This window comes from Flavobacterium sp. (genome assembly GCF_044341265.1).
Lineage (GTDB): Bacteria > Bacteroidota > Bacteroidia > Flavobacteriales > Flavobacteriaceae > Flavobacterium.
In genome coordinates this window covers 36054-62440 of the sequence record NZ_JBIISA010000016.1, presented here as the reverse complement: position 1 = coordinate 62440, position 26387 = coordinate 36054, and the positions used below count along the sequence as shown (strand labels likewise).

The window sequence follows — 26387 nt, the reverse complement described above, 5'->3', positions numbered from 1 at the left end:
TTTAGATTTCTCCAATAAATGTAAGACCTTTGCACACTTTTATTTAAGGAATTATATGAAGAAGAAAATAGAAATTCTTGCTCCTGCAAAAGATTTAATTCACGGAATGGCCGCTATAAATGCCGGTGCCGATGCTGTTTATATAGGCGCTCCACAATTTGGAGCACGTTCTAACGCACACAATTCTATTGAAGATGTCGCAGAGTTAGTGAAATATGCTCACCTTTTTAATGCACAAGTTTTTGTAGTTATCAACACTATATTATATGATGATGAATTAGAAACGTGCCGTCAATTAATTTGGAAATTATATGACATTGGTGTTGATGCCTTAATCATTCAAGATATGGCAATCATGGAAATGGATTTGCCTCCAATAGTTCTACATGCAAGTACTCAAGCTAATAATCGTGATGCAGATAAAATAAAGTTCCTAAAAGATGCCGGAATGAAACGTGTGGTTTTAGCGCGTGAGTTGAATTTGCATCAAATAAAAGAAATCAGTGAAGCAAGCGATGTTGAATTGGAATTCTTTGTAACCGGAGCATTGTGTGTTTCGTTTAGTGGAAACTGTTACATGAGTGTTGCCAATGGAGAACGTTCAGCTAACCGTGGTTCGTGTGCACAAAACTGTAGATTACCTTATAATTTAATTGATGGAAATGGCGATACTTTAATCAAAAATAGTCACTTGCTTTCTATAAAAGATTTCGATGTTTCTGATCAAATTCCAAATTTAATTGAAGCCGGAATTTGTTCCTTCAAAATTGAAGGCCGTTTGAAAGATATCGTTTATGTAAAAAATAATGTATCATATTTACGTCAAAAATTAGATGCTTTTTTAGAACAAAATAGTGACCGATATATCAAAGCTTCATCAGGAAAATCAACTTATACTTTTGAATCTTCGCTTGATAAATCTTTTAATCGTGGTTATACAGATTATTTTGTAAACGAAAGATATCAATCAATTGGTTCATGGGAAAGTCCGAAATCAAAAGGTCAATACATTGGAAAACTGATTAAAACGGTTGGAAATTCGTATGAAATTGAAAATGGCGAATTGCTTAATAATGGTGATGGTTTATGTTTCATTAACGAAAACAATGAAGCCGACGGAATTTATGTAAACCGTGCTGAAAATGGTTTTGTGTATCCAAATGTTCTTAAAGAAATTAAAGACGGAACTTTCATCTATAGAAACAACGATGCAGCTTTTATCAAAATTGTAGAGCGTGAAGACAGTGCTGTTCGTAAAATTAGCACTTCGTTACTTTTAACAGAAAATGAAAATGGTTTTGAATTAAAAGCTACCGATGAAGACGGAAATATTAGTATTGTAACTTTAGTTCATCCAAAAGAACAAACTAAAAATAACGAATCGATTGAGGAAAATTTCAAAATAAATCTAGCAAAAACAGGTTTTACTCCTTATAATGCTGATGAAATTACAATTGAATTCTCTCAAAATTGGTTTTTACCTATTTCTAAAATCAATGAAATGCGTAGAACGGTTTATGAGAAATTGACTAAAATTCGTTTGGCAAATTACGTTCGTGAAGAACATCAAATGGTTAAAACATCACATCCCTATCCAGAAAGTAAATTGGATTTTATGTACAATGTTGCCAATAAAACGGCTCGAAAATTCTACGAAAGACATGGTGTAACTGAAATTGAACAAGCCTTCGAATTACAATGGGATCCAGGAAAATCTCGTGTTATGACAACTAAATATTGTATTAAATACGAATTAGAAAAATGCCCGAAATATCATAAAGATACTATGGAAGGCAAACTAAAAGAGCCATTGGTATTAAAACAAGGTGAGCTAGAATACAAACTAAAATTCAACTGCAAACCTTGCGAAATGGAAATTTGGGAAAAAGATGCTGAGTTTGAGATTGAAGAAGACAATTAAATTATGGTTTTTATTTAAAAATCAATTTCATTTTATACCTTTATAAACCATTAAAATAGTTTTAATTCATTATGAAAGAAAATTGTCAAAACTGTAATACCTTAATTTTAGATAATTTTTGCAGCAATTGTGGACAAAAATCATTTAAAAGAATAAATAAAAAATACATAGTTGATGAATTACAATACACCATAATTCACACTAACAAAGGATTTTTATATACATTAAAAAAATTAGTAAAAAATCCAGGTAAAACCGCACGAGAATTTATTGAAGGTAATAGAGTAAACCATTACAAACCACTTTCGCTACTATTTATTCTTACCACAATTTCTGCGCTTTTGATGTTTAAATTGCTTGACATGGGTTCAATAATGACGAAAGTGTATTCGGATAAAAAAATGAACTCTATGATGATGGCCGATATGTACACGTTCATGTCGAGTTATTATAGTTTGTTGATGATGGCATTGATTCCTGTTTTTGCCTTCTGTACATGGTTAATTTTAAAAAATTGGGGACAAAATTATTACGAACACATCATCATTAATTCCTATGTTTTATCTTATTACAAGGTTGCTTATATAGTTTTTATTGTACCCATTTTATATTTTTTAAAAAATTCACCCGAATTGTTTTTGAATCTTTCAACCTTTTCGTTCATTTTATACGTTCTAATTTATTTTTGGTTTTTTAAAGGATTTTATCCTGAAAAAAGTTTTAAAGAAGTTGCACTAAATGTAGTGTTGATTTTTTTACTAATTGTTGTAGCGTATTTTGCGTTTATTTTTATTGCTATGATACTTTACATGATTTATTTCGCCATAGCTTACAGTCCGAAAGAGCTTTTAGAATATATAAAACCAACCGGAAAAATTTAATTTCACATCAATAAATCAACCTCATGAAAAGTAAAATAATATTTCTAATTTCCATTTTTTTAGTAGTTACTTCTCAAGCGCAATTGAAGAAAATTACATTAGAAGACGGCGTTTTGCAACAAGGAAGAAAATTTGGAGCCGATAAAATGACAGGTTTTCAATGGATTCCAAACACTAACAAATATGTTTATTTTAAAGATTCTTGGACAACGCTAATATTAGGAACTCAAGGTCCAAATTTCATTGAGACACCAACTTTAGCAGACATAAACACTGCTTTAGGAACTAAATTAAAAAATTTCTTTGGAATAGAATGGTTAGATGCTTCTACAATTTTAGTTTCAGAAAACGGAAAATATTTCACTTATTCATTGACTTCTAAATCAGGAAAAGAAATATTACAAACTCCTGAAAATGCCGAAAATCAAACCTTTGACAAATCGAAACAAAATCTTGCTTTTACTGAAGGAAATAATTTATTTCTTATAAATAAAAACAAAGAAAAAGTTGCTGTTACTAACAATGCAGACAAAAATATTGTTTCGGGACAATCTATTTCTAGAAACGAATTTGGAATTTCAGGTGGTATTTTTTGGTCACCTAAATCATCTTATTTAGCTTTTTATCAAAAAGATGAAACCGAAGTGGCTGATTATCCATTATTAGATACTAATGAAACTCCAGGAAAATTGGTTTCGATAAAATATCCAATGATTGGTCAAAAATCGGAAAAACCAAAAGTTGGTATTTACAATTTGGCTACAGGGAAAACAGTTTTTATTTCTCCAAGAAATAATGCTGACGATTATTTGACGAATCTTTCTTGGACTCCAGACGAAAAATTTATCTTAATTGCTGAATTAAATCGCGGTCAAAATGATATGTGTCTGAATTTATATGATGCAAATTCGGGTGCATTTATTAAAACTCTTTTAAACGAAATTAGTGATAAATGGGTTGAACCAGAACACGACGCTTTTTTCCCAAGTGAAAAATCAAATAATTTTGTTTGGCATAGCGAAAAAGATGGTTTTCAAAATTTATACTATTACACAATCGATGGAAAATTGATTAAACAATTGACTAGTAACAAATTTGTAACAAGAGATGTTTTAGGAGCAAATCCTGCTGGAACTGAAATTTATTTTAAAGCAACTGGTCCAAATCCGACAAATATGTTGGTTTATAAAGTTGATTTGAAAGGAAAACAAACCTTGATTACTAAAGATGAAGGTGTTCATAATGTTTCCATTTCATCTGATTACAATTGGATTTTTGATGAATATTCTAATCATTCAACGCCATCAAAATCGTTACTTTACGACAAAAAAGGTAAGGCAATTACTCTTTTAGAAAGTAAAAATAAATACGAAGGTTATGAAATGGGAACGGCTGAAATCAAAACGATAAAAGCTGCTGACGGAACTACTGATTTATATACAAGATTAATCAAACCAAGTAATTTTGATGCCTCAAAAAAATATCCAGTAATGGTTTATGTTTATGGTGGACCGCATGCGCAAATGATTACGAATTCCTATTTAGATGGCGCAAATTTATGGATGTATTGGATGGCAGAACAAGGTTATTTAGTATTTACTGTTGACAATCGTGGTTCGGACAATCGTGGATTTGCTTTTGAAAGTGTGATTCATGGAAAATGCGGAACTAACGAAATTGAAGATCAAATAAAAGGTGTAGAATACTTAAAATCATTACCTTATGTTGACGGTAATCGTCTTGCCGTTCACGGTTGGAGTTATGGTGGATTTATGACTAATTCATTAATGCTGAGAAAACCAGACGCTTTCAAAGTTGGAGTTGCAGGTGGACCAGTTGTGGATTGGAAATGGTATGAAGTAATGTATGGCGAACGCTACATGGACACACCAACAGAAAATGCTAAAGGTTTTGAAGAAGCAAGTTTGCTAACTCATGTAAAGAATTTGAAAGGAAAATTACTTTTAATTCATGGAACTAATGATGATGTCGTTGTAGAACAACACAATTTATCATTAGTAAAGAAATTTGTGGAAGTTGGAAAACAAGTAGATTATTTCCCTTATCCAATGCACAAACACAACGTAATTGGAAAAGACAGAGTGCATTTAATGACTAAAGTTTTGAATTATATTATAGAAAACAATAAATAGTTTCAAATTCCAAAATTTAAAATCCCAAATTTCAATACTAATTGAGTTTGGGATTTTTTATTGAAAAATTTAAAATAAAGTCGTAATTGCTTTTGTTATATTTGTTAAGTGAAATTGAATTTATCATACATATATACAAGTTGTGTGCTATTTTAAAAAATAGCGTACCAAGATTAAACCTTTTAATGAAAATAATATCTAACCAAGTATGACTATCAAAATAAACAAAATATGATTAGAACATTTTTATTATTTGTCGTGATTTTTACCCTTGGTTGTAACAAGGATGACGACAATCAAAATCCTTCAAATCCTAATGTTATTCCTTACCAAGAAGGTTTGACAACAAATTATATAACAATTAACAACATTACCAGAAAATATTTAGTTTATAGACCACTAGGAATGACAACTGTAAATGCTGTTGTAACAGTTTTGCACGGTGGCGGTGGACTTGGTGTTGGAGTTTCAGAAATTGGTACTCACCCATTATCCGTTTTTCGAACAATTGCAGACAATGAAAAGTTTTTAGTAGTCTATCCAGAAGGTTCACTCGACATTCAAGGAAATCCTGGATGGAATGATTGTAGAAGTGATGATATATCTGGAAGTCAAGGTGACGACATTTCCTTTTTGTATCAGTTAAATTCAAAATTAATCTCAGAGTTAAATATTAATTCAAACAAAATGTATTTAACAGGGACAAGTAATGGTGCTTTAATGACCTATTCCTATGCTTTTCAATTTCCTGAAACTATCAAAGCTATAGCTGTTTCAAGTGGGAATTTACCAGAGTTTCCTGAAAGCGGGATTTGTACAAATGGCTCTAATCTACCATTACCAATCTTGATAACTCACGGAACAAGTGATCCTGCAATGCCTGCAAATGGCGGTTGTGTTGCTAATATTGGAGGCAATTGTAATCGAGGAAAAGTAATATCTCAAACAGCAACCTTAGATTATTGGTTACAAAGAAACGGTTTACAAAATATTAATCCAACCATATCAACTTTTAACTTGAACACAACAGATGCAGGCAACGTAGAAAAAAGAATTTACAGTGGTGCAAAACCATTGATTTATTTTGTTCTAAATAACGCTGGTCATGCTGTGCCAAGTAAGACCGTTTATACCAATTCTTCACCTGCAAGTGGAGTTCAAAATAGAGATATAGAATATGCGGAAGAAGTTTGGAACTTTTTTAAAGGACTTCAATAAAAACAGCACACAATAGCAGTTTGGAAAATAGTGGGTTTAGTGCTAAATTGAAAATAAATAAATATAAATCAATTACTTATACAATATACCAAAACGTTCAAAACTAAATTTTCAAACTATATCAATGAATATAACGAACATAACTTTTAGCTACTACCATAAAATCCCAAATTTCAATCACAATTGAGTTTGGGATTTTTCATTTTATATTACTTTTACAAAAAAATCACAATGAAAAAGCATATTTCATTAACACTTTCATTTCTCTTTATCATTAGCAATATCTCTTGCCAAAAAGAAAAAAAATCGGATGACAAATCAATTCCAGTTACTGAAGAAATAACACCTGAAACTGCTAATGATACAATTAATTGGTATACAGAGTTATGTGAAATGAATAGTAAATTTGATACTTCAAAATACACAAAAAAACAATTAAAAGACACCCATCATCTTTGGTTTGGCACAAGTGGTTATATCAGTTTTAATGGTTATCCTGTATTTAATTTGGAAGACAAAACAGAACCCATTACCGTTTTAGAAGAACGATATGCTGAAGGAAAAGCCGAACTTGAAAACTTAGAAATAGTTGATTTACCTTATTGGAACAATTTGAAAAAACTAAAACTTCAGGAATTAAAATCGTTTTATGACCACCAAAAATTAGCTCTTTCTGCTTATTCAAATCTATCTCTTTTGAAAAATACTTCCTATAATCCAAAAGCAAAAGTATATGTTGACGCTTTGGTTTCTGGTGATAGTTTGAAAATGATTGCTGCTTGGAAAAAATTAAATGAAGAGCAAAAAGCCAACAATGGTTCACCTGAAAATGTTGAGAAGAAATTTCAAAGCAGATTAAATTCTCAACAATGTTTGGAATATGCAAAAATGGATTTGTTCACCTTTGGTTGGAGCAACAATACTATCAAAACTTGCAAAGAATGCAAAGTTTTAGAAAATACTGAAATTATGTATCAGGAATATAAAAAGTTATTTATTTCAACAACAGAAGAATGTAGTGAACCTTAATTTTATGTTTTCTGTTTTTTCTTTTTCGCTGCAGGAAATAATACATTGTTTAATATCAATCGAAAACCAGGAGAATTTGGATGCAGATCTAAAACTGTTGGAGCATCACCTACTCTATGTTGGTAATCTTCAGGATCATGTCCTCCAAAGAAAGTAAAAAATCCTTTTCCTTTTTGACCATGTATGTATCGTGCTTCTTCATTCAATTCATTCTGACCTAAAACTAAAACATTAGATTTTATCAATTCTCTTTCAAATGAAGTTGTTTGTCCCATAAAACCTTTTACTAATTGGGTATGATTTTGACATAACATACTAGGAATTACATCCCATTTTGCAGAATATTCCATCAATGTGAAGTAATCTTTCTCCATCGGAATTCTTCTTTTTTCGGTCATATCAATATCTGAAAACTCATAATGCTCAGGTTTTCTATCCAAAATAAAATTTTTGAAAGCGAAAGTTTTAGCATAGTCAATTTTCGATTGATAATTTGCTTCACTATCATCGCCATCAAACATTGGCTCGCAAATATCAACACCTTCGGCTGCTAGCGCTATATCAAAACTATCTGTCGCTGAACACATTGCAAACATAAAACCGCCGCCAATTACAAAATCCCTTATTTTTTTAGCAACAGCTAACTTTGCCTCAGACACTTTTGAGAAACCAAGTTTTGCTGCCAAAGTTTCGGCTTCCTTTTTTTGATCTATATACCATGGAGCATTTCTATAGGCGCCATAAAACTTACCATATTGTCCTGAAAAATCTTCATGATGTAAATGCAACCAATCGTATAAAATTAATTGATCATTAAGCACTTCTTCATCATAAATTGGTGTAAAAGGAATTTCAGCGAAAGTTAAAACCATAGTTACAGCATCGTCCCAAGGTTGCTTACCTTTTGGTGTATAAACAGCAATTTTAGGTGCTTTTTCTAAAACAACAGTTTCCATATTTTGAGAAGGTGAAGAAATTTCGTCAAGAATTTGATTGGCTTCACCATCAGAAAGAAGTTCAAAACTTACACCTCTAATTTGACATTCTTTTCTTATTTCTGGGGCATCAGGCAACAAAAAAGAACCTCCTCTATAATTCAACAACCAACTGGCTTTATATTGTTTATCAAGACACCAATAGGTTATACCATAGGCTTTTAGATGATTTTTTTGAGAAACATCATCCATTGGTAATAATATAAAATTGGCGTGAACCTTGGTTACACAAACCAAAAGAAGCATTAGACAAACTGACTTTAAGAATTTCATATTAAATGAATAAATTTATCTTCGAAGATACTATTTTTAGATTATATAGTCAAAGATAATGTTTTGTTAAATATTTTACATTAAAACTAAAAACACGTAAAACTACGTATATGAGAGAAATTTATTGTAGTTAATTTTGGATTAACAATTTAATACAATTTAACATGAACATAAACGAAACAATAACCATGAGTAATTCTTTTAAAAGCATGAATATTTTTAAAAAATTAGGGCTTACATTATTATTAGTAATGTTATTAGCATATTTTGTTTTATCAATAAAATTCATTTTAAGCTAATCATTAAATGAATTACAGACTAAGACTTGATTCAAAAGGAATTTATATTTCTGATATTCAAACCATTATTAATTCAATAAAATTAAATGGTAATAAAGTCACATGTGATTCAATCAATGTTTCACATCCTAATGGTGCTGAAATTACACTTCTAATGAATTTTGGATTGGAAACCAATTCAAAAAATCCTCCAATAATTGCTTCATTAAATATCTTAGGTTTTAAAACAAAAAACAATCAAGAATTTATATTTAATATAGTTCCTTTTCCGTGTGAAGAAACTACAATTAAAGCTAAAAAATTAGCTGTTAATGGAACTTACAAAAGTTTAGGCTTTGGAATGAAATTACCTGTAATAACAGATAAAAACCTATTTGAAAGTATTAATATTCTGAATAATGTTAAAAATAGTAAAGATATTGGTCAAGCTGAATATGATTCGATTGCAAGATTAATTATTACTTTAAGTGAAGCAACAAGATTTTCTTCAGTTGCTAATGGTATAAACAGTGTTCTTGGAAATGAAAATTCATTTAGCCCAAATTTGTTTGAAATTATTGGTTGGGGCGGTCACTCTTTAGCAAGTTAAAGCTCGTCTGTTAATAACAATTTATTTTGTATTGCATATACAACTAAACCTGCAATATTCTTTGATTCTGTCTTCAACATCAAATTAGTTCTATGCCCTTCTACAGTTCTAGAACTTATAAATAACTTTTCGGCAATTTCATTAGTACTCAATTGTTGGCAAATTAAAGTTAAAACCTCTCGTTCACGACTAGTCAAAAATTCATCATCAAAAGCACTTTTATTAGATTTATTACCTGATAAAATAATATCATCTTGAATTACTTCCAAAACTGTATCATTATAATAAAAACCTTTTTTTGAAACCTCATTAATTGTTTCAACCATTTCGGATGGAGAAGCATTTTTTACCAAATAAGAAACAGCTCCGACATTGATCATATTAGCTATAAATGATTTTGTATTATAACTAGTTAAAGCGATAATTTTAACCTCCGAAAACTCTTTATGAATAATTTTAGTAGCTTCAACTCCATTTATTCCAGGCATTTTTAAATCCATTAGAATGATATCGGGTTGAGTTTCGCATGTTTTTAGATAATCAATTATTTCAGCACCATTAGAAGCTTCGAAAACTACTTCAATATTTTTTTCTCTTTGTAACAAAAAATAAATTCCTTTTCGGAATAATTCTTCATCATCAGCTAAAACTATTTTGATAATATTATCCATAGATTAAAATGTAAAATTGATTTTAACACCATTATTTAAAGATGAATTCAAAGAAAAAGTTCCATTTAAAAAATTGATCCTACTTTCAATGTTTTTCATACCTAATCCTTTTTGAGCAGAATCAGAATTGCTATCAAATCCAATTCCATTATCTGAATAAATGCAAGTGTTTTGATTATCAATCGATTTAAAAGCGATTGAAATTTCAGTAGCTTTTCCATGCCTTACTGAATTATTTAGCAACTCTTGTAGTATTCTAAAAATGTGAAGATGCTTATCTATGTCATCAATATTAAAATTCAACTCATTAGTATATTTCACTAGGACAACTTTAGAGCTATTAAATTCAACAACTAACTCTTCAACACCAGCATGAAGTCCAAACTTCTCAAGCACTGGAGGCAATAAATCGTGTGCGATTCTTCTGGAATTTTCTAATGCTTTTTGAGTTAAATCGGTAATATTATTTGTAATATCTAGCAGCTCGTCATCAGATAAATTTGGAGTTTTTAAAAGATGTGTGTTTAGTGAAACTACATTCAATTTAGAACTGATATCATCATGTAAATCCTGTGCAATTCTTTTTCTTTCAGCTTCCTGAGTAAGGATTACGGAACGTAAAAGTTCTTTCTGATGATTAATTTCTAGATTTTTTTTTTCAATTTCTTTCTGGATGATTTTCTTTCTTGAAAAATAAAAGAACAAAATTAAGACGCTAGCCATTAACAAGAACGCAATGAATAAATATCCTACAACAACATAAATGTCAACGTTATTGCCAACAATGGAATCGTTAATTTTTTTCATCCTTTACTTCTTGTTTTAATTTGTCGCCATTCTAAAAAAATAAAAACTAGATATACTATGTACAACACAATGTTTAAATTACTTAATAACATATAAAAACTTTTTCCATAAGAAATATACAAATTTCTTGGTAGAAAAGTAACTGTACTTCCAAATAAGTAGATTAGAATTCCACAATTTATTAAATAAAACTCTTTTTTATTAGACAACATATTGTAAAAATAAAACGTACTGTAACTTATAATAGCTATTGAAGTTAACAGTATTTCAATCATACAAAACTCGTGTAATTGCTCTGGGAAAATTAAAAAATTTACTACTAAAATAGATGGAATAAAAATCAAATTAAATTTTACAATCTTCTTCTGATAATTTTCTTTCAGTAACTGTAAATAAAATAAACTTAACAGAATAAATTGTCCCGAAAAATAGGTGTGCGAAAAAATTAAATTTTGATATCCATAAATTACAACTACCCTTATTAAAATTTCATTTAAAAGCATCGCGCATAAATAAATGGCATAAATTTTATATGGTTTATTTTCTTTTTTGAATTGAGAAAGAAAAAGTATAAAATTTAATATTAATAATATAAATGAAATAGTTCTTAATATATGAAACATCTTTATTTATTAAATATTAAATAACGGACTATTGACATCACAATCAGGTTGGCAAGCCGACGTCATATCATAAATGTATTGACCATTCTTATCATCTATCAAATCTTTACCATTAGAATCAACTCCAACAATCATTAATTTAGAATTGTTTTGATCATCAATACCAAGATAAGTTCTAATGTTGACAGTATTTTTCTCTGCCATTACTTGAGTTAAATCGACTTCGGGAATTAGAAAAGCAATAACTTTTGTATTAGGATTGTTTCTCCAATTTCTTGCCCATTTTTGTGCTTGCTCTAATGTAATTGTGTTTTCTGCCATGATTATTTATATTTAGTTAAGGTTAAATACTTGTTTCTGTAATAATGAAAAATAATAATAATTAAAAGAGCCATTGACAAAGAGACCGTAAAGAGAATCTTTATCAAATTAATAAATTGCTCACTATTTAAATTATTATCAATCATATAATTTATGCCTTACTTTGAAGTGCATAAAATTATAATAATGTTTTGGTTTAAAACCACGTAAAACTACGTGTTTTTTAATATAAAAAAAAGTCCTGATTTCTCAGAACTTTCAATATTTTAAAATGGCACATCACTATCGTCGTCATTGGAGTTGGAACTACTTCCAAAGGCTTCATTTGGTGAAGGTAAATTCTTGGTGAAAAATGGATTATCATCACCTAAATTCATTTTAGAAGGTAAATCGTCAAATCCGCCACCATATTCTTCAAGGTTATCGAATTTTCCAAGATTTCCAATGAATTTTAAACGAACATTTTCTAACGAACCATTTCTGTGTTTTGCAATAATAAATTCGGCTTGACCAGCAGTTGGCGATTGTTCATCATCATCCCATTCTTCAATTTTATAATATTCTGGACGATAAATAAACGATACAATATCGGCATCTTGCTCAATTGCTCCAGATTCACGTAAGTCAGAAAGCAATGGTCTTTTACTAGAACCACGAGTTTCAACCGCACGAGATAATTGTGAAAGCGCAATTACTGGAACTTCTAATTCTTTTGCTAAAGCTTTTAAGTTTCTTGAAATTGTTGAAATTTCTTGCTCACGATTTCCACCACCTTTTCCGTTTCCTCCTGCTGTCATCAATTGAAGGTAATCGACAATAATCAATTTTATTCCGTGTTGAGAAGATAAACGTCTTGCTTTGGCACGCAAATCAAAAATGGACAACGATGGAGTATCATCTATATATAAAGGTGCTTTTTCTAAATCTTTTACTTTTACAGAAAGTTGCTCCCATTCATGTTTTTCTAATTTTCCTGTACGAAGTTTTTCAGATGACAAACCAGTTTCTGATGAAATTAGACGAGTTATCAACTGAACAGAAGACATCTCAAGAGAAAATAATGCTACAGGATGACCGAAATCAATAGCCATATTTCTTGCCATTGAAAGTACAAAAGCTGTTTTACCCATACCTGGACGAGCCGCAATAATAACTAAATCAGATGGTTGCCAACCCGAAGTTACTTTATCTAATTTATCAAAACCAGTTGCAATTCCTGATAAACCTTCTTTGTTTGCAATTTCTTCAATTCGTTTTTTAGCTTGAATTACTAAACTCTGAGCTGTTTCTGAACTTCGTTTGATATTTCCTTGCGTTACTTCATATAATTTAGATTCGGCTTTGTCAAGTAAATCGAATACATCTGTAGTTTCATCGTAAGATTCTTCAATGATTTCTGAAGATATTCTTATCAAACTTCTTTGAATGAATTTTTGTAAAATAATTCGCGAGTGAAACTCAATATGTGCAGAAGAAGATATTTTTTGTGTAAGTTGAATAAGGTAAAAATCACCTCCTGCCAATTCTAGTTTAGCATTCTTTTTTAACTGAGCCGAAACTGTTAACAAGTCAATAGGCTGAGAATCTGTGAATAACTGAAAAATTGCTTCAAATATGTGCTTATGAGCATCTTTGTAAAAGGCATCAGATTGTAATATATCAATAACCTCATCAACACCTTTTTTATCAATCATCATCGCACCAAGAACTGCTTCCTCAAGGTCTAATGCTTGTGGAGGTAACTTCCCTTTTTCTAGATTGATTATAGTAGTTTTATCTACTTTAATTGGGTTTATATTTTTGAGATTTTCCATGTAGCGAAAGTAACCAATTCTGTAATTTTTATGAACTTTAGTTATTACTATTTATTGTTTATAACTAAGTATTTTTTGTTAACAACCTAAAAAAAATCCGTCTAATCCTAGCTTTTAGGACGAGACGGATTTTGATTAATTTTGTAAGATTTTACTCTTTATATTCGCCCATTTTGCTGTATTTGTCCATTCTCTGGGAAACTAATTCAGTTGTTGATAAATCTTTCAATTCATTAAAAGCTTTCATGATATATTGCTCTACCGTTTTGAAAGTTGTTTCTTTATCATAATGAGCACCACCAAGTGGTTCTGGAATAATATCGTCGACTAATTTTTGCTTTTTCATATCAGCAGAAGTCAATTTTAATGCATCAGCTGCCTGCTCTTTATATTCCCAACTTTTCCATAAAATAGAAGAACAAGATTCAGGAGAAATTACAGAATACCAGGTGTTTTCCATCATTAAAACTCTATCACCAACACCAATTCCTAAAGCTCCACCAGAAGCACCTTCACCAACAATTACACAAATAATTGGCACTTTAAGACGGCACATTTCAAAAATATTTCTTGCAATTGCTTCTCCTTGACCTCTTTCTTCTGCTTCTAAACCAGGATATGCTCCGGGAGTATCAATAAAAGTAACTACAGGAATTCCAAATTTTTCTGCCATTTTCATCAATCGAAGTGCTTTTCTATAGCCTTCAGGATTTGCCATTCCAAAATTTCTATACTGACGCATCTTGGTATTGATTCCTTTTTGTTGACCTATAAGCATAAATGATTGTCCGTCAATTTGACCTAAACCACCAATCATGGCTTTATCGTCTTTAAAATTTCTGTCTCCAAAAAGTTCTAAAAAAGTTCCTTTAGTTAAAGTTGTAATATGCTCTAAAGTATAAGGTCTGTTAGGATGACGAGAAAGTTGAACACGTTGCCAAGCTGTTAAATTTTTGTATATTTTACGCTTTGTTTCTTCAAGTTTTTTCTCGATTTGTTTGCAAGTATTGGTTACATCAACATCTGATTCTAGACCAATAATCTGACATTTGTCTAATTGGTCTTCCAACTCTTTAATAGGAAGCTCAAAATCTAAATATTCCATAGGATTTGTGCATTTTAATTAAAATTCGAACTACAAAGATAAAATTTTAAATCTTTTGTAAAAGTAATTTTACACTATAAGTTTTAAACAAAAGCTAAGTTGCTTTTAATCTGCTTTTTAAAATTCCGTTTAAAATAACAGTTAATAAGATAATTACAGCTCCAACATAAAATTGTGGACTCATTTGTTCTTTATCTTCAAAAATTAGAACCGCAAGAATGATTCCGTAAATAGGTTCTAAATTAATGGTAAGCATCACTGTATAAGGACTTAAAAATTTCATAACCGCTGTTGAGGCAATAAAAGCATATGCTGTACAAACCGAACTTAATATCAATAAATAAATAAAATCGGAAGTAGTCAGTTGAAAAAATTCAGAATTAAAACTATTGGTAAAAAGTAGGAATATTGAGAAAAACAAAACACCTCCGCCCAATTCGTAATAAGAAATTACCGTTGGATCATAGTCTTTAACAAACTTACTATTGATTACTGCAAAAGAAGCAGAAAGAAAGGCAGAGGTCAATGCTAAAATTATTCCCTCGGTATATCTTCCTTCAACATTAAATATGATTGAAAGTCCGAAAACAACAATCAATCCGAAGAAAATTTCGTACCAAATAATCTTTTTTCCGAAGAAAATAGGTTCGATAAGTGAAGTAAAAAATGCACCTGTTGATAAACAAGCAAGCGTAATAGAAACATTTGAAACTTTGATAGCTCTAAAAAAAGTAAACCAATGCAATGCAATTACTAATCCAGCAACAAGAAACTTCAAAAGAATTCGCTTAGGAATCTTTATAGGCATTCTTTTGTATTTGATGTAAATAAAAATAAATCCGACAGCAAACAACATTCGATACCAAACCAATGGTAAAGCATCAAGAGTAATTAGTCTTCCTAGAATTGCCGTGAAACCCCAAATGAAAACTATCAAATGAAGATGTAAGTAACTTTTGTTGTTATCGCTTAGCATTACGTAATAAATATATTGCTAAGATTCCAAAAAGAATATTTGGAATCCACACTGCAATTATTGGTGGTGCTGATGATTTTTCTGCCAAAACGCCAAAAACTTTGTCTAAAAACACAAAAGCAAAAGCAAGCAAAATACCAATAGCAAGATTAATTCCCATTCCTCCTCTTCGCTTCATTGAAGAAACGGCTACAGCAATAATTGTTAGAATAAAAGCAGAAACAGGTATGCTATATTTTTTATATAAAACCACTAAATAAGTGTTGATATTAGTAGAACCTCTAGTTTTTTCTTTTTCAATAAATTTAGTCAAATCAAAATAAGACAGTGTTTCTGCAATGTAAACAACTGGTGTTAAATCTTCTAAATCAAAATTAAGAACTGTATCTTTTGTTTGTTCAGAAATTATAACATCACCTAACTCACCTACTTTTCTTTTTTTGAAATCAAATAAAGTATAGGAACTATCTCTTGGATTCCATTTTATTCTACTAGCAGATACTTTGTATTTTAATTTATCTTTTTCAAATTTTTCCATAGAAAAATTAAATGCCATTTTAGAAACCGAATTAAAACTACTTACATAAATATATTCTTCTTTATTGATTTGACGATAAACATCTGAGTTGTCGCGCATCTCATTTTGTCCGTTTCCAATAAGGTACATGTATCTAAAGTTTTTAAATCCTTCACTGGCTTTTGGAACCAAAAAGAATCCCATCAACAAAGCAAATATGGAAACTATTGTTGCTCCAATAATATAAGGTCTCAAAAATCTTGTAAATGAAATTCCTGAACTTAATATGGCTATAATTTCAGTATTATTAGCAAGTTTTGAAGTAAACCAAATTATAGATAGAAATAAAAATATAGGAAAAAGTAAATTAGCAAAATAAATAGTAAAATCGACATAATATTGAGCAATAGCACTAAAAGGCACATTGTTCTCAATCATTTTATTGACCTTTTCAGATACGTCAATGGTTATCCCAATAGGAATAAACATCAACAACATTACAGAAAATGTGGTTAAATAGCGTTTTAATATGTATTTATCTAATATTGTAAGCATCAATAAATTTTATAATCGTTGACTCATTTGCTTAACCATCATTTCTTTCCAAACTCTAAAATCGCCAGCAATAATATGTTTTCTTGCTTCACGAACCAACCACATATAAAAACCTAAATTGTGGATAGTTGCAATTTGTTTTCCAAGATACTCATTGGCAGCAAATAAATGTCGAAGATAAGCTTTTGTGTATTCGGTATCCACAAAAGTGATTCCCATTTCATCTAAAGGAGAAAAATCATCTTCCCACTTCTTATTTTTGATGTTTATGGTTCCGTTTGCTGTAAATAACATTCCGTTTCTTGCATTACGAGTTGGCATAACACAATCAAACATATCTACACCAAGAGCTATATTTTCTAAAATATTAATCGGAGTTCCAACTCCCATTAAGTAACGTGGTTTGTCTTCTGGAAGAATATCACAAACAACCTCTGTCATAGCGTACATTTCTTCGGCCGGCTCACCAACAGAAAGTCCACCAATAGCATTTCCAACTTGATTAGAATTGGCAATGTATTCGGCACTTTGCATTCTCAAATCTTTATAAGTGCTTCCTTGAACTATTGGAAAAAATGCTTGATTATAACCATACTTTACTGGAACTTTTTCCAAATGATTAATACATCTATCCAACCAACGATGTGTCATTTTCATGGAACGTTGTGCATAACGATAATCGCATGGATATGGAGTACATTCATCAAATGCCATAATGATATCAGCACCAATGGTACGTTGAATTTCCATTACATTTTCGGGTGTAAAAAAGTGGTAGGAACCGTCAATATGTGATTTGAACTTTACGCCTTCTTCCTTAATTTTTCTGTTTGCCGAAAGCGAGTATACTTGATATCCGCCAGAATCAGTTAAGATATTTCTATCCCAATTCATAAATTTATGTAATCCACCAGCTTTTTCAAGAATTTCTGTTTGTGGACGAAGGTATAAATGGTAGGTATTCCCTAAAATAATATCAGGATTTATTTCTTCTTTTAATTCGCGTTGGTGTACTCCTTTTACAGAGGCAACAGTTCCAACTGGCATAAAAATAGGAGTTTCTATAACTCCATGGTCAGTAGTAATTTTTCCAGCTCTAGCTTTAGAGTGGGCATCTTTTTGTAATAAATCGAATTTCATATAGGCATTTTCAATTCGCAAAGATAACAGAATTAAAAAACTTGAATTACGAAATGCAATTTTTTAATAATGATTTATGATTTTCAAAATAAAAAAACTATGCAAAGAACAAATGCACTTGCCTTGATTATAAATCGGATTACAAAAATTTAGTTACATTCAACCTCATCCATTTTCATTGATTCCTCTAAAACCTTTTCAATGGTTCCTTTAAAATCTTTTAAATTATTTCTCTTAAAAAGGTGCTTCACTCCTAATTTATTGAATTCGCTAATTAACTTTTTTGGATAAGCACTTGAAATCATAATTATAGGTATATGCTTTAAAGACTGCTTTTTTCTAATTATTTCTACTATTTCTTCACCATTAAAAATTGGCATATGTATATCTAAAATAATTATTTCTGGTTTTTCTTCTTGAAGTTCTAATGTTCTTAACATGAATTTTCCATCTAGGTAAACAATTATTTGGTATCCTATATCATCTCCAATTCCTTTTAAAAAACTGAAATCATCCAGAGAATCAACTAAATAATATATTTTTTTTGAACTTTTCATAGTGTTTTGGATTGCTGTAAAACTAGTTCTGAAAAAAAGAAATCATTTACATAAAATCATTTATAAATTATAAAATTGACTGCCAATATCTTGATAACTTGTAATAAAATCTTTTGTCTCACCAAAAAAATAGATTTACTTTTGACGAATTATAATTTATAACTACATAAAATGTCTAACATTCAACAACTACAAGATTTTACAACACAAGTACGAAGAGACATTCTTCGCATGGTTCATGCCGTAAATTCAGGTCATCCAGGAGGTTCTCTTGGTTGTGCAGAATTTTTAGTAGCGCTTTACCAAGACCTCATGAAACGCAACGAAGGATTTGAAATGAACGGAACAAACGAAGATATTTTCTTCTTGTCAAACGGTCATATTTCTCCAGTTTTTTACAGCGTTTTAGCAAGAAGTGGCTATTTCCCTGTTTCTGAATTAGCTACATTCAGAAAATTAAACACGCGTTTGCAAGGTCATCCAACGACACATGAAGGTTTACCTGGTGTAAGAGTTGCTTCAGGTTCATTAGGACAAGGTTTATCTGTTGCAATTGGTGCTGCTCAAGCAAAAAAATTGAACAATGACAATCATTTGGTATACGCTCTTACAGGTGATGGTGAATTACAAGAAGGTCAAAATTGGGAAGCAATTATGTATGCTTCTGCAAAAAATGTAGATAATTTAATCGCAACTGTAGATTACAATGGTCAACAAATTGATGGTTCTACCAAAGACGTTTTGAACATGGGCAACTTGAGAGCTAAATTTGAAGCTTTCGATTGGGATGTATTAGAAATCACCGAAGGAAACAATATTGAAGCAATTATCGCTGGAATGAACGAAGCAAAATCAAGAACTGGAAAAGGAAAACCAGTTTGCGTAATTCTTCATACCGAAATGGGTAATGGTGTAGATTTTATGATGCACACTCATGCTTGGCACGGAAAAGCACCAAGTGACGAACAATTAGCAAATGCTTTAGGACAAAACGCAGCAACTTTGGGGGATTATTAAAATGAAAATAATTATTTTATCATTAATTACTATTTTTTTATTAAAAAAGGATACTACAAAAAGTTCTTATACTTTTGATTCATTTATAGAATATACAAATAACCAAAACAATGTGATTGATTTTTTTCTTTTTAATTCCTCTGATACTACCTATTATTTTTCTGGGAGTAGCTATTCAATGAAGGGTAGTTTGATAGATTATAAAAATAATACTTCTCATAAATTCGAAATTCATAAAAAATTAAATGATATTGCATTTCAATATATTGAAAGTAACAAGACGAAAGCAATTGAAAAAAATCACACTTTTGCGACTTATTATTATGAGAAAGAGGAAAAAAAAGTGAACCAATCCAAACAACTCACAATTTTCGCGTATTCAAACAAGAAAAATAAAAAAATAAAAAAAACGATTGAAGTAATTTATGATGAAAGCAACTTCAAATTAAATGAAAGTTTCTTAAGTCGATGCGCACACCTTCGGCTTGAAAATGCTAATTTCAAAATTACCTTTCCTTATCCATCAAAAATTACAATTAAACAAAAAAATTTTAAAGATCATATTTTTAAAATTTCACCAAAAAAAGACATAAACACACAATTATACATTCCAAATTAAATGAAAAAATATACTAACACAGGAAGTAAAGATACACGTTCAGGATTTGGCGCAGGAATGACCGAATTGGGACAGAAAAACGAAAATGTTGTTGCACTTTGCGCCGATTTAATTGGTTCGTTAAAGTTTGACGATTTCAAAAAAAATCATCCAGAACGCTTTTTCCAAATCGGAATTGCTGAAGCTAACATGATTGGAATTGCAGCAGGTTTAACTATTGGTGGCAAAATTCCATTTACAGGAACTTTCGCTAACTTTTCTACTGGAAGAGTTTACGATCAAATTCGTCAATCGGTAGCTTACTCAGATAAAAATGTGAAAATTTGTGCTTCACACGCAGGTTTGACACTTGGTGAAGATGGAGCAACACACCAAATATTGGAAGATATTGGTTTGATGAAGATGTTGCCAGGAATGACTGTAATCAACACTTGTGATTACAATCAAACCAAAGCAGCAACAATTGCATTAGCAGATCATCATGGGCCAGCTTATTTGCGTTTTGGTCGTCCAGTGGTACCTAATTTTATGCCAGCTGACGAACCTTTTGTTATTGGAAAAGCAATTATGTTAAACGAAGGAACCGATGTAACTATTATCGCTACTGGTCATTTAGTTTGGGAAGCGTTAATTGCAGCTGAAGCACTTGAAGCAAAAGGAATTTCTGCTGAAGTAATCAATATTCACACCATTAAACCTTTGGATGAAGACGCAATTCTAAAATCTGTTGCAAAAACTGGTTGTGTAGTAACTGCCGAAGAGCATAATATACTTGGTGGTTTAGGAGAAAGTGTTGCAAGAACATTAGCTTTAAATAATCCTACACCACAAGAGTTTGTAGCTGTTCAAGATTCATTTGGTGAAAGCGGAACTCCAGAGCAATTAATGAATAAATACAAACTTAACAACGAAGCTATTGTTGAAGCTGTAGAAAGAGTAATTAAGAGAAAGTAATTTTTCTTATATAAATACAAAATCCGTGTCGTTAAAGATTTTGAACGACACGGATTTTTTTATGAATTTAATACAAATAAAAAAAACACCTAGCTGCGCAAAGTCTGGATACATTTGCACAGCTCAGATCAATAAAGAACACTTTGCGCAGCTGGGGTTATTGGCGATGCCTGTTTTTATTTTCACTATTTTAATTAGATAACGCAACCTTTTTTGTTTTAATGCATCTAAAGTAAAAAACTGATTTATGAAAAAAATTTTATTTACCCTTTTCGTTTTTATTAACACTGTTTCTTATTCCCAAACTACTAGTGAACCTTGTGTAACGGACGCATTATTAAAGAGTTTGACGGATAATTTTCCTGAGGTAAAGCAAAGATTAGAATCGTTTGAAAAAGATTTAAGAAATGCCCGAATTAGTGTTGCCAATAAAACCGAAAGCGCTATTCCACCGCCAGGTTCTATCACCATTCCTGTGGTGGTTTATATTGTACATGATGGAACCGCTTTAACCAATATCTCGGATGCACAGGTAGTAAACCAGATCACGGCACTCAATGATTATTTTTTAAATACCGGAATAAAATTTTGTTTAGCAACCAAGGTCGATGGTGCAAATCCAATACCAACTGTAACTGCCTCGGACGAACAAACCACAATGGGCATTATTCATGTTAACAATGCTACATTATCCAATCATTTTTCTAATGCACAGCAAGACTTAGTCGATACAGCAAATACGCAAATAACCAAAGAAAGATACTTAAGAATATGGGTTGTTAAGAGTATTGACGGAACTGCTTCAGGAATATTGGGATATTCAATGTTTCCCAATACGTCATATATTTTCGATGGAATTGTAATGCGATATGATGTTTTTGGAAATGGAAATCCAAATATGTTTCCCAATTATAATTTGGGAAAAGTATTGGTTCATGAAGTAGGTCATTACCTTGGTTTATATCATACTTTCGAAGGCGGTTGTTCAGCGAGTGCTGGCGACTGTTATTCGGATGGTGATAAGGTTTGTGATACACCAAGAGTTGCCGCACCCAATTTTAATTGTATAACTGGAACCAATTCTTGTGTTGAGACGCCCGCAATCTTGGACGATTTATCCAATTATATGGATTATGGTAATAACTATTGTCAAAACCATTTTACAACTGGACAAATTGAGCGAATGTTGGCGGTTTTAAGTTCAAGCAGAAGTACTTTATACACAACTCAAAACTTAATCTATACAGCAACTTGTGGCTCATCTAACTTAATCTCATCAACTATAACACCAAGTAATTTTTCACCTTGCGCCAGTTCTACAGTGGCAACAACTTTTAATGCACCATTTGCAACAACTTATTCCTGGGATTTTGGGGATAATTTTGCCACAGTTTCCAATCCGAATACGGCCAATACACAAAACGCATCACATATATATACTTCAGCAGCCAATTCACCTTATACCGTAACTTTAACAGTGACAAACAGCACCGGAAGTTCAAGTGTTTCTACTGAAAAGATTTATGTTACTAATTGCGCACCTATCAATAACAGCAATGCTTATTGGTATGTTAGTAACCATTGTGGATTAGATTTTAGAACTGGAGAGGCTGTTTTTGATTCAACTTTTCCATATCTCGACCAAAATAACGTATCGTGTAATTCGCAGTGTGATGCCAACGGGAATTTACTTTTTTATACCAACAGTTTTAAAGTTTGGAATAACCAACATGTTCAAATCAACACAACAGATTTAATGATGATTGATGTTGGCAGTAACAGTTATCAGGTATTGCCGATTCCAAAACCACCACTCGTAGGAAATGAAATCTCAGAATATTATATTTTTACCCAACAGCCTCATTATGAAACTTCGTCCGATAGAGGATTCCGATATAATATAGTCAATGTCTCGGGAACAACTGCTACTATGGGAGTCATACAACAACCTATAACATTGCCGGCAACTTATGGTTTTGATGCTGCTGCAGATGGGGCTTTATTGGGATTAAGCGGAATTTCTGCAGTAAAAAAATGCGGTAGCAACGATTATTGGATTTTGGCTATATTAAATAAAGTAAGTACTCCTTATTTAGTAGTGTTTTCTCTAACAAGTTCCGGTTTGACATACCATAGCGAAAGGATACTTACTCCAATAGGTGGTGGCTATTCGACGGATAATATGATTGAAATATCACCTAATGGCAATAAGCTTCTTATTTGGAACGTAGATAACGCAATCTTTACTAGCCGTATCTACGACTTTAATAAGGCAGAGGGTTTGGTGGGAGCTGTTTTTTCTTCCATTGCATTACCACAATCAACAGGTCTTTTTGGCCAGATGTTTGGCTGTTCGTTTAGTCCTGATTCCAACTTGTTATATGTCACTGATTATTTTGCTAAAAAATTATACCAGTTTAATGTTAATTCGTTAAATATAAACAATACCAGAAAAGAAGTTGCATCTACGCTTACTGGGCTTTGGAACATACAAATGGGTCCGGATAATAAACTGTACATTACGATGACGGATATTGGATATGATCAGCAATTATCCGTAATTCACAATCCAAATGAACTCTCAACTACAGAAAATCCTAACGCCTGTAACTTTACAACTAATGGTCCCAGAACAACAGTTCCTAACGCTATTGCATGGCCTGCATTGCCTAATGTCATTGATGCCAAACAAGAAACAGCTTATTTTGCACCTAACACCCCCAATGTAATTTGCAAATATATTACCGCTTGTAATACGTTTAAATTCTTTCCAAATGTTTGTGGAACTTCTTTTATTTGGACTTTTACCAATACCACATTGGGAACTAGTTTTACAACAACGGCAACCAATCCAACATACAATTTCACTCAAAATGGAACCTACATCGTAACAGTCAAAAGTAGTGCTAATGTGCTTTTGGGTACTAGTTCACCCATTATCATTAATACTGCATCTCCATCAGCAATTATGGGAAGTACTACTGCGTGTCTAACCCGTGTGAATGAAAACATTACCAACAACTCTACTGTGGTTAATACAGCAGAATCAGTGACTTGGTCTATAACCGGTGGCGGTGGCACTATAACTGGCTCAATTAATAACCAACCCAGTGTAAACATCAACTGGACTAGTTTACCGGGTATAATTACGCTAACCAAAGTTAATGCCGCCGGATGTACATCTACAACCACCCAAACCATTACGGCTTACTGTCAACCATTGGGTATTGAAACTTTTTCAATAGAAAATATAACAGTAACACCTAATCCATCAACAGGATTGATTACTATAAACATCCCAAATTTTAGTGGTGAAATTGACCTTCAAGTGTTTGATATCAGTGGTAGGATTGTATTTGAAGAAAGTGATTCTTTTACTACCGGTGAAAAAAAACATTGATTTATCCAATTGCCAATCGGGTATATATATCATCAAAATCAATAGTTCTGAATTTACCTATTTTCAAAAAATAATAAAGAACTAAAAGAATTTAATTTACATCTTTAAATAAAATAGCCCTTATTTTTAATGGCTGTTTTTATAATAAATATGGTTCTACCACGAATTGAATGATTTTTTTTTCTTTGTATGGACAGAATGCAAATCGAGACTATCTGTTGTGGGAAATATCCGCACAACTAGACTCCTAAAAAAATAAAATTATTTTTACATTTTTATTTATATCCGGTTTTTTTTGTTTAACTAATAATAAAAATGTTATATCTTGAAAAAATGTTTTTTTATGAGTTTTGAAAAAAAACCACACGAAAGGATTCCTAAAGTAGCGAAGGGCTAATTAAAACTAGATGGATTTTTTTATGGATTTAATACAAATAAAAAACCACCACATTGCTGTGATGGTTTTACGAAGAGCCGGCGGAGGGACTCGAACCCACGACCTGCTGATTACAAATCAGCTGCTCTAGCCAACTGAGCTACGCTGGCCGGTCTCATTTCTGGTGCAAATATAATAGTGATTTTTAAATCTCCAAAACTTTTTTACACTTTTTTGATGATTTTTTTAATTAAAGTGCGTTGATTTTTTCAATCAATTGATTAGCAGTTTGTTCTAATTCTGCATTGATTTGTTTGAAATGCGCTTTTTTATTTTCTACTTTTTTAGCATTAACCTTAACGATTAAAGCATCAAAAGATGTAATTGCTTCATCTATAACTGCATTAGTAGCTGCTGTTGGCTTTCCTTCGCTAGTCATTTCGTGAATATAAACTGCTTCAATAATATCTCCTAAAACGAAGTTGATGTCTTTTTTTAAATTTTTAACGCTTGGCATTTTCTTTATTTTTTAAATTCAGGTGCAAAATTACACATAATCTTTTGAATACAAGTTAAGAAATGTAAATTTCTAACATAGATGCTTTTCCGTGAATTTCAAATTCGCTCATTTTTGCTGGAATTAAAACCGTATCACCTGTCTTATAAGAATAGTTTACATCATCATGTTTTAATTCAAAACTTCCTTCAACACACATATAAACTAAAAAGGAATTTTCATCATTTACAACTTCTAAACTTCCATCAAGAGGAATAAAATTTGTTGTGAAATAAGGACAATCAACTATAGCATTAGCTTCGTTTTCAACTTTAGAATAGCTTTTTTCAGCATCAACTACATCATAATTTATAGCATCTAACGCTAAATCAACATGAAGCTCTCGTGTATTCCCATTAGCATCTACTCTATCAAAATCGTACAATCTATAAGTAATGTCAGATGTTTGTTGGATTTCTGCAATTACAGTTCCTGCACCAATTGCGTGAACCGTTCCGGTTTCTAAAAAGAAAACATCTCCTTTTTTTACCTTTTTGGTATCCAGAATATCAATTAAAGTTTTGTTTTCAAGATTCTCTAAATATTCTTTTTGAGAGGATTTTTCTTTGAAACCAACAATTAATCTTGCATCTTGGTCGGCTTGCATAACGTACCACATTTCGGTTTTACCAAAGGAATTATGTCGTTTAGCCGCCAATTCATCATTAGGATGCACTTGAATAGATAAATCCTCGCGAGCATCAAGATATTTAAAAAGTAGTGGGAATTGTTTTCCGAACTTTTCATAAACTTTTGTTCCTAAAACTTGCTCTGGAGATTCATTTATTAATTCGTTTAACGATTTTCCTGCAAAAACTCCATTAGCAATTACACTAACATCATTTTCTACAGTAGAAATTTCCCAACTTTCACCTGTGATTTCTGATGAAATTGGTTTGTTTAAATAATCTTTCAGTTTTGTTCCGCCCCAAATTCTATCTTTAAGAATAGGTTGAAATTGCAAGGGATAAAATTTCATTTGTTATAATTTTGAATGCAAAGATGGATATTTTTAACGTAA

Annotated in this window: 23 protein-coding genes and 1 tRNA gene; 11 read left to right on the top strand and 13 right to left on the bottom strand. The window is 31.3% G+C overall.

Annotated features, from left to right (window positions below; all coding sequences use genetic code 11):
• Positions 1–55: 55 nt before the first annotated feature.
• From ACIQ06_RS09415 to ACIQ06_RS09395, 5 genes are all read left to right on the top strand, one after another.
• Entirely contained in the window at positions 56–1921 is a 1866-nt protein-coding gene (locus ACIQ06_RS09415) for a U32 family peptidase (RefSeq protein WP_396145740.1), read from the top strand.
• 71 nt (positions 1922–1992) lie between these two features.
• A complete protein-coding gene (locus ACIQ06_RS09410; RefSeq protein WP_396145738.1) occupies positions 1993–2802 on the top strand; it encodes a DUF3667 domain-containing protein in 810 nt (269 codons plus the stop codon).
• A 23-nt stretch (positions 2803–2825) separates the two neighbouring features.
• Positions 2826–4955 (top strand): DPP IV N-terminal domain-containing protein, encoded by a 2130-nt coding sequence (locus ACIQ06_RS09405; protein WP_396145736.1) that lies wholly within the window; start codon positions 2826–2828, stop codon positions 4953–4955.
• Between the two features lie 231 nt (positions 4956–5186).
• Positions 5187–6173: an alpha/beta hydrolase family esterase gene (locus ACIQ06_RS09400; protein ID WP_396145734.1), complete on the top strand. Its 987-nt coding sequence runs from the start codon at positions 5187–5189 to the stop codon at positions 6171–6173.
• Positions 6174–6404: 231 nt separating this feature from the next.
• Entirely contained in the window at positions 6405–7202 is a 798-nt protein-coding gene (locus tag ACIQ06_RS09395) for a hypothetical protein (RefSeq protein ID WP_396145732.1), read from the top strand.
• 2 nt (positions 7203–7204) lie between these two features.
• On the opposite strand, the gene ACIQ06_RS09390 is transcribed toward ACIQ06_RS09395, so the two are convergent.
• On the bottom strand, positions 7205–8470 hold the full coding sequence (locus ACIQ06_RS09390) for an asparagine synthetase B (protein WP_396145730.1): 1266 nt from the start codon (positions 8468–8470) through the stop codon (positions 7205–7207).
• A gap of 306 nt (positions 8471–8776) precedes the next feature.
• Between ACIQ06_RS09390 and ACIQ06_RS09385 the strand changes: the two genes are divergently transcribed.
• A complete protein-coding gene (locus ACIQ06_RS09385) occupies positions 8777–9358 on the top strand; it encodes a ribosome-inactivating family protein (protein ID WP_396145728.1) in 582 nt (193 codons plus the stop codon).
• Here ACIQ06_RS09385 and ACIQ06_RS09380 read toward each other — a convergent pair.
• The 9 genes from ACIQ06_RS09380 to ACIQ06_RS09340 all read right to left on the bottom strand — a co-directional run bounded on the left by ACIQ06_RS09380 (position 9355) and on the right by ACIQ06_RS09340 (position 18444).
• Complete coding sequence (locus tag ACIQ06_RS09380; RefSeq protein WP_396145726.1) at positions 9355–10029, bottom strand: response regulator; 675 nt, start codon at positions 10027–10029, stop codon at positions 9355–9357. The two genes, ACIQ06_RS09385 and ACIQ06_RS09380, sit on opposite strands and share 4 nt — an antisense overlap.
• Before the next feature lie 3 nt (positions 10030–10032).
• Positions 10033–10836, bottom strand: a complete 804-nt coding sequence (locus ACIQ06_RS09375) for a sensor histidine kinase (protein ID WP_396145724.1) — start codon at positions 10834–10836, stop codon at positions 10033–10035.
• A 632-nt stretch (positions 10837–11468) separates the two neighbouring features.
• Positions 11469–11780: a hypothetical protein gene (locus ACIQ06_RS09370; RefSeq protein ID WP_396145722.1), complete on the bottom strand. Its 312-nt coding sequence runs from the start codon at positions 11778–11780 to the stop codon at positions 11469–11471.
• 266 nt (positions 11781–12046) lie between these two features.
• Positions 12047–13594, bottom strand: coding sequence for a replicative DNA helicase (dnaB, locus tag ACIQ06_RS09365; protein WP_396145721.1), 1548 nt, complete (start codon positions 13592–13594; stop codon positions 12047–12049).
• Between the two features lie 151 nt (positions 13595–13745).
• Entirely contained in the window at positions 13746–14699 is a 954-nt protein-coding gene (locus ACIQ06_RS09360; protein ID WP_298304349.1) for an acetyl-CoA carboxylase carboxyltransferase subunit alpha, read from the bottom strand.
• A gap of 94 nt (positions 14700–14793) precedes the next feature.
• The gene (locus ACIQ06_RS09355) at positions 14794–15675 is read right to left on the bottom strand and encodes a DMT family transporter (protein WP_396145719.1); all 882 of its coding nucleotides are present in this window, start codon (positions 15673–15675) and stop codon (positions 14794–14796) included.
• Positions 15662–16747 carry an LptF/LptG family permease gene (locus ACIQ06_RS09350; protein ID WP_396145717.1) on the bottom strand — a complete coding sequence of 362 codons (1086 nt, stop codon included), beginning with the start codon at positions 16745–16747 and terminating at the stop codon, positions 15662–15664. Before ACIQ06_RS09350 ends, ACIQ06_RS09355 begins: the two co-directional genes overlap by 14 nt.
• Positions 16748–16756: 9 nt before the next feature.
• Complete coding sequence (gene tgt, locus ACIQ06_RS09345; RefSeq protein WP_345089043.1) at positions 16757–17887, bottom strand: tRNA guanosine(34) transglycosylase Tgt; 1131 nt, start codon at positions 17885–17887, stop codon at positions 16757–16759.
• A 149-nt stretch (positions 17888–18036) separates the two neighbouring features.
• Positions 18037–18444: a response regulator gene (locus tag ACIQ06_RS09340; protein ID WP_396145714.1), complete on the bottom strand. Its 408-nt coding sequence runs from the start codon at positions 18442–18444 to the stop codon at positions 18037–18039.
• Positions 18445–18615: 171 nt separating this feature from the next.
• On the opposite strand from ACIQ06_RS09340, the gene ACIQ06_RS09335 reads away from it, so the two are divergent.
• The 5 genes from ACIQ06_RS09335 to ACIQ06_RS09315 all read left to right on the top strand — a co-directional run bounded on the left by ACIQ06_RS09335 (position 18616) and on the right by ACIQ06_RS09315 (position 24519).
• Positions 18616–19461, top strand: a complete 846-nt coding sequence (locus ACIQ06_RS09335; RefSeq protein WP_396145712.1) for a transketolase — start codon at positions 18616–18618, stop codon at positions 19459–19461.
• 1 nt (position 19462) lies between these two features.
• Complete coding sequence (locus ACIQ06_RS09330; protein WP_396145710.1) at positions 19463–20080, top strand: hypothetical protein; 618 nt, start codon at positions 19463–19465, stop codon at positions 20078–20080.
• Positions 20081–21034: a transketolase family protein gene (locus ACIQ06_RS09325; RefSeq protein ID WP_396145708.1), complete on the top strand. Its 954-nt coding sequence runs from the start codon at positions 20081–20083 to the stop codon at positions 21032–21034.
• Positions 21035–21281: 247 nt separating this feature from the next.
• The gene (locus ACIQ06_RS09320) at positions 21282–24434 is read left to right on the top strand and encodes a M43 family zinc metalloprotease (RefSeq protein ID WP_396145706.1); all 3153 of its coding nucleotides are present in this window, start codon (positions 21282–21284) and stop codon (positions 24432–24434) included.
• Complete coding sequence (locus tag ACIQ06_RS09315) at positions 24376–24519, top strand: T9SS type A sorting domain-containing protein (RefSeq protein ID WP_396145757.1); 144 nt, start codon at positions 24376–24378, stop codon at positions 24517–24519. Before ACIQ06_RS09320 ends, ACIQ06_RS09315 begins: the two co-directional genes overlap by 59 nt.
• A 387-nt stretch (positions 24520–24906) precedes the next feature.
• Here the strand turns inward: ACIQ06_RS09315 and ACIQ06_RS09310 are convergent.
• From ACIQ06_RS09310 to ACIQ06_RS09300, 3 genes are all read right to left on the bottom strand, one after another.
• Positions 24907–24980, bottom strand: a tRNA-Thr gene (locus ACIQ06_RS09310).
• 80 nt (positions 24981–25060) lie between these two features.
• Positions 25061–25327 carry a hypothetical protein gene (locus ACIQ06_RS09305; RefSeq protein WP_345089034.1) on the bottom strand — a complete coding sequence of 89 codons (267 nt, stop codon included), beginning with the start codon at positions 25325–25327 and terminating at the stop codon, positions 25061–25063.
• A gap of 55 nt (positions 25328–25382) precedes the next feature.
• Complete coding sequence (locus ACIQ06_RS09300; RefSeq protein ID WP_396145703.1) at positions 25383–26345, bottom strand: type I phosphomannose isomerase catalytic subunit; 963 nt, start codon at positions 26343–26345, stop codon at positions 25383–25385.
• Between the last annotated feature and the right edge of the window lie 42 nt (positions 26346–26387).

Bases quoted from the DNA above. Each gene is read 5' to 3' on its own strand.
- ACIQ06_RS09350 (WP_396145717.1), bottom strand. From the start codon at position 16,747: ATGCTTACAATATTAGATAAATACATATTAAAACGCTATTTAACCACA.
- ACIQ06_RS09300 (WP_396145703.1), bottom strand. From the start codon at position 26,345: ATGAAATTTTATCCCTTGCAATTTCAACCTATTCTTAAAGATAGAATT.
- ACIQ06_RS09330 (WP_396145710.1), top strand. From the start codon at position 19,463: ATGAAAATAATTATTTTATCATTAATTACTATTTTTTTATTAAAAAAG.
- tgt (WP_345089043.1), bottom strand. From the start codon at position 17,887: ATGAAATTCGATTTATTACAAAAAGATGCCCACTCTAAAGCTAGAGCT.
- ACIQ06_RS09355 (WP_396145719.1), bottom strand. From the start codon at position 15,675: ATGCTAAGCGATAACAACAAAAGTTACTTACATCTTCATTTGATAGTT.
- ACIQ06_RS09340 (WP_396145714.1), bottom strand. From the start codon at position 18,444: ATGAAAAGTTCAAAAAAAATATATTATTTAGTTGATTCTCTGGATGAT.
- dnaB (WP_396145721.1), bottom strand. From the start codon at position 13,594: ATGGAAAATCTCAAAAATATAAACCCAATTAAAGTAGATAAAACTACT.
- ACIQ06_RS09400 (WP_396145734.1), top strand. From the start codon at position 5,187: ATGATTAGAACATTTTTATTATTTGTCGTGATTTTTACCCTTGGTTGT.
- ACIQ06_RS09370 (WP_396145722.1), bottom strand. From the start codon at position 11,780: ATGGCAGAAAACACAATTACATTAGAGCAAGCACAAAAATGGGCAAGA.
- ACIQ06_RS09325 (WP_396145708.1), top strand. From the start codon at position 20,081: ATGAAAAAATATACTAACACAGGAAGTAAAGATACACGTTCAGGATTT.
- ACIQ06_RS09410 (WP_396145738.1), top strand. From the start codon at position 1,993: ATGAAAGAAAATTGTCAAAACTGTAATACCTTAATTTTAGATAATTTT.
- ACIQ06_RS09385 (WP_396145728.1), top strand. From the start codon at position 8,777: ATGAATTACAGACTAAGACTTGATTCAAAAGGAATTTATATTTCTGAT.
- ACIQ06_RS09360 (WP_298304349.1), bottom strand. From the start codon at position 14,699: ATGGAATATTTAGATTTTGAGCTTCCTATTAAAGAGTTGGAAGACCAA.
- ACIQ06_RS09390 (WP_396145730.1), bottom strand. From the start codon at position 8,470: ATGAAATTCTTAAAGTCAGTTTGTCTAATGCTTCTTTTGGTTTGTGTA.
- ACIQ06_RS09305 (WP_345089034.1), bottom strand. From the start codon at position 25,327: ATGCCAAGCGTTAAAAATTTAAAAAAAGACATCAACTTCGTTTTAGGA.
- ACIQ06_RS09320 (WP_396145706.1), top strand. From the start codon at position 21,282: ATGAAAAAAATTTTATTTACCCTTTTCGTTTTTATTAACACTGTTTCT.
- ACIQ06_RS09395 (WP_396145732.1), top strand. From the start codon at position 6,405: ATGAAAAAGCATATTTCATTAACACTTTCATTTCTCTTTATCATTAGC.
- ACIQ06_RS09415 (WP_396145740.1), top strand. From the start codon at position 56: ATGAAGAAGAAAATAGAAATTCTTGCTCCTGCAAAAGATTTAATTCAC.
- ACIQ06_RS09380 (WP_396145726.1), bottom strand. From the start codon at position 10,029: ATGGATAATATTATCAAAATAGTTTTAGCTGATGATGAAGAATTATTC.
- ACIQ06_RS09405 (WP_396145736.1), top strand. From the start codon at position 2,826: ATGAAAAGTAAAATAATATTTCTAATTTCCATTTTTTTAGTAGTTACT.
- ACIQ06_RS09335 (WP_396145712.1), top strand. From the start codon at position 18,616: ATGTCTAACATTCAACAACTACAAGATTTTACAACACAAGTACGAAGA.
- ACIQ06_RS09375 (WP_396145724.1), bottom strand. From the start codon at position 10,836: ATGAAAAAAATTAACGATTCCATTGTTGGCAATAACGTTGACATTTAT.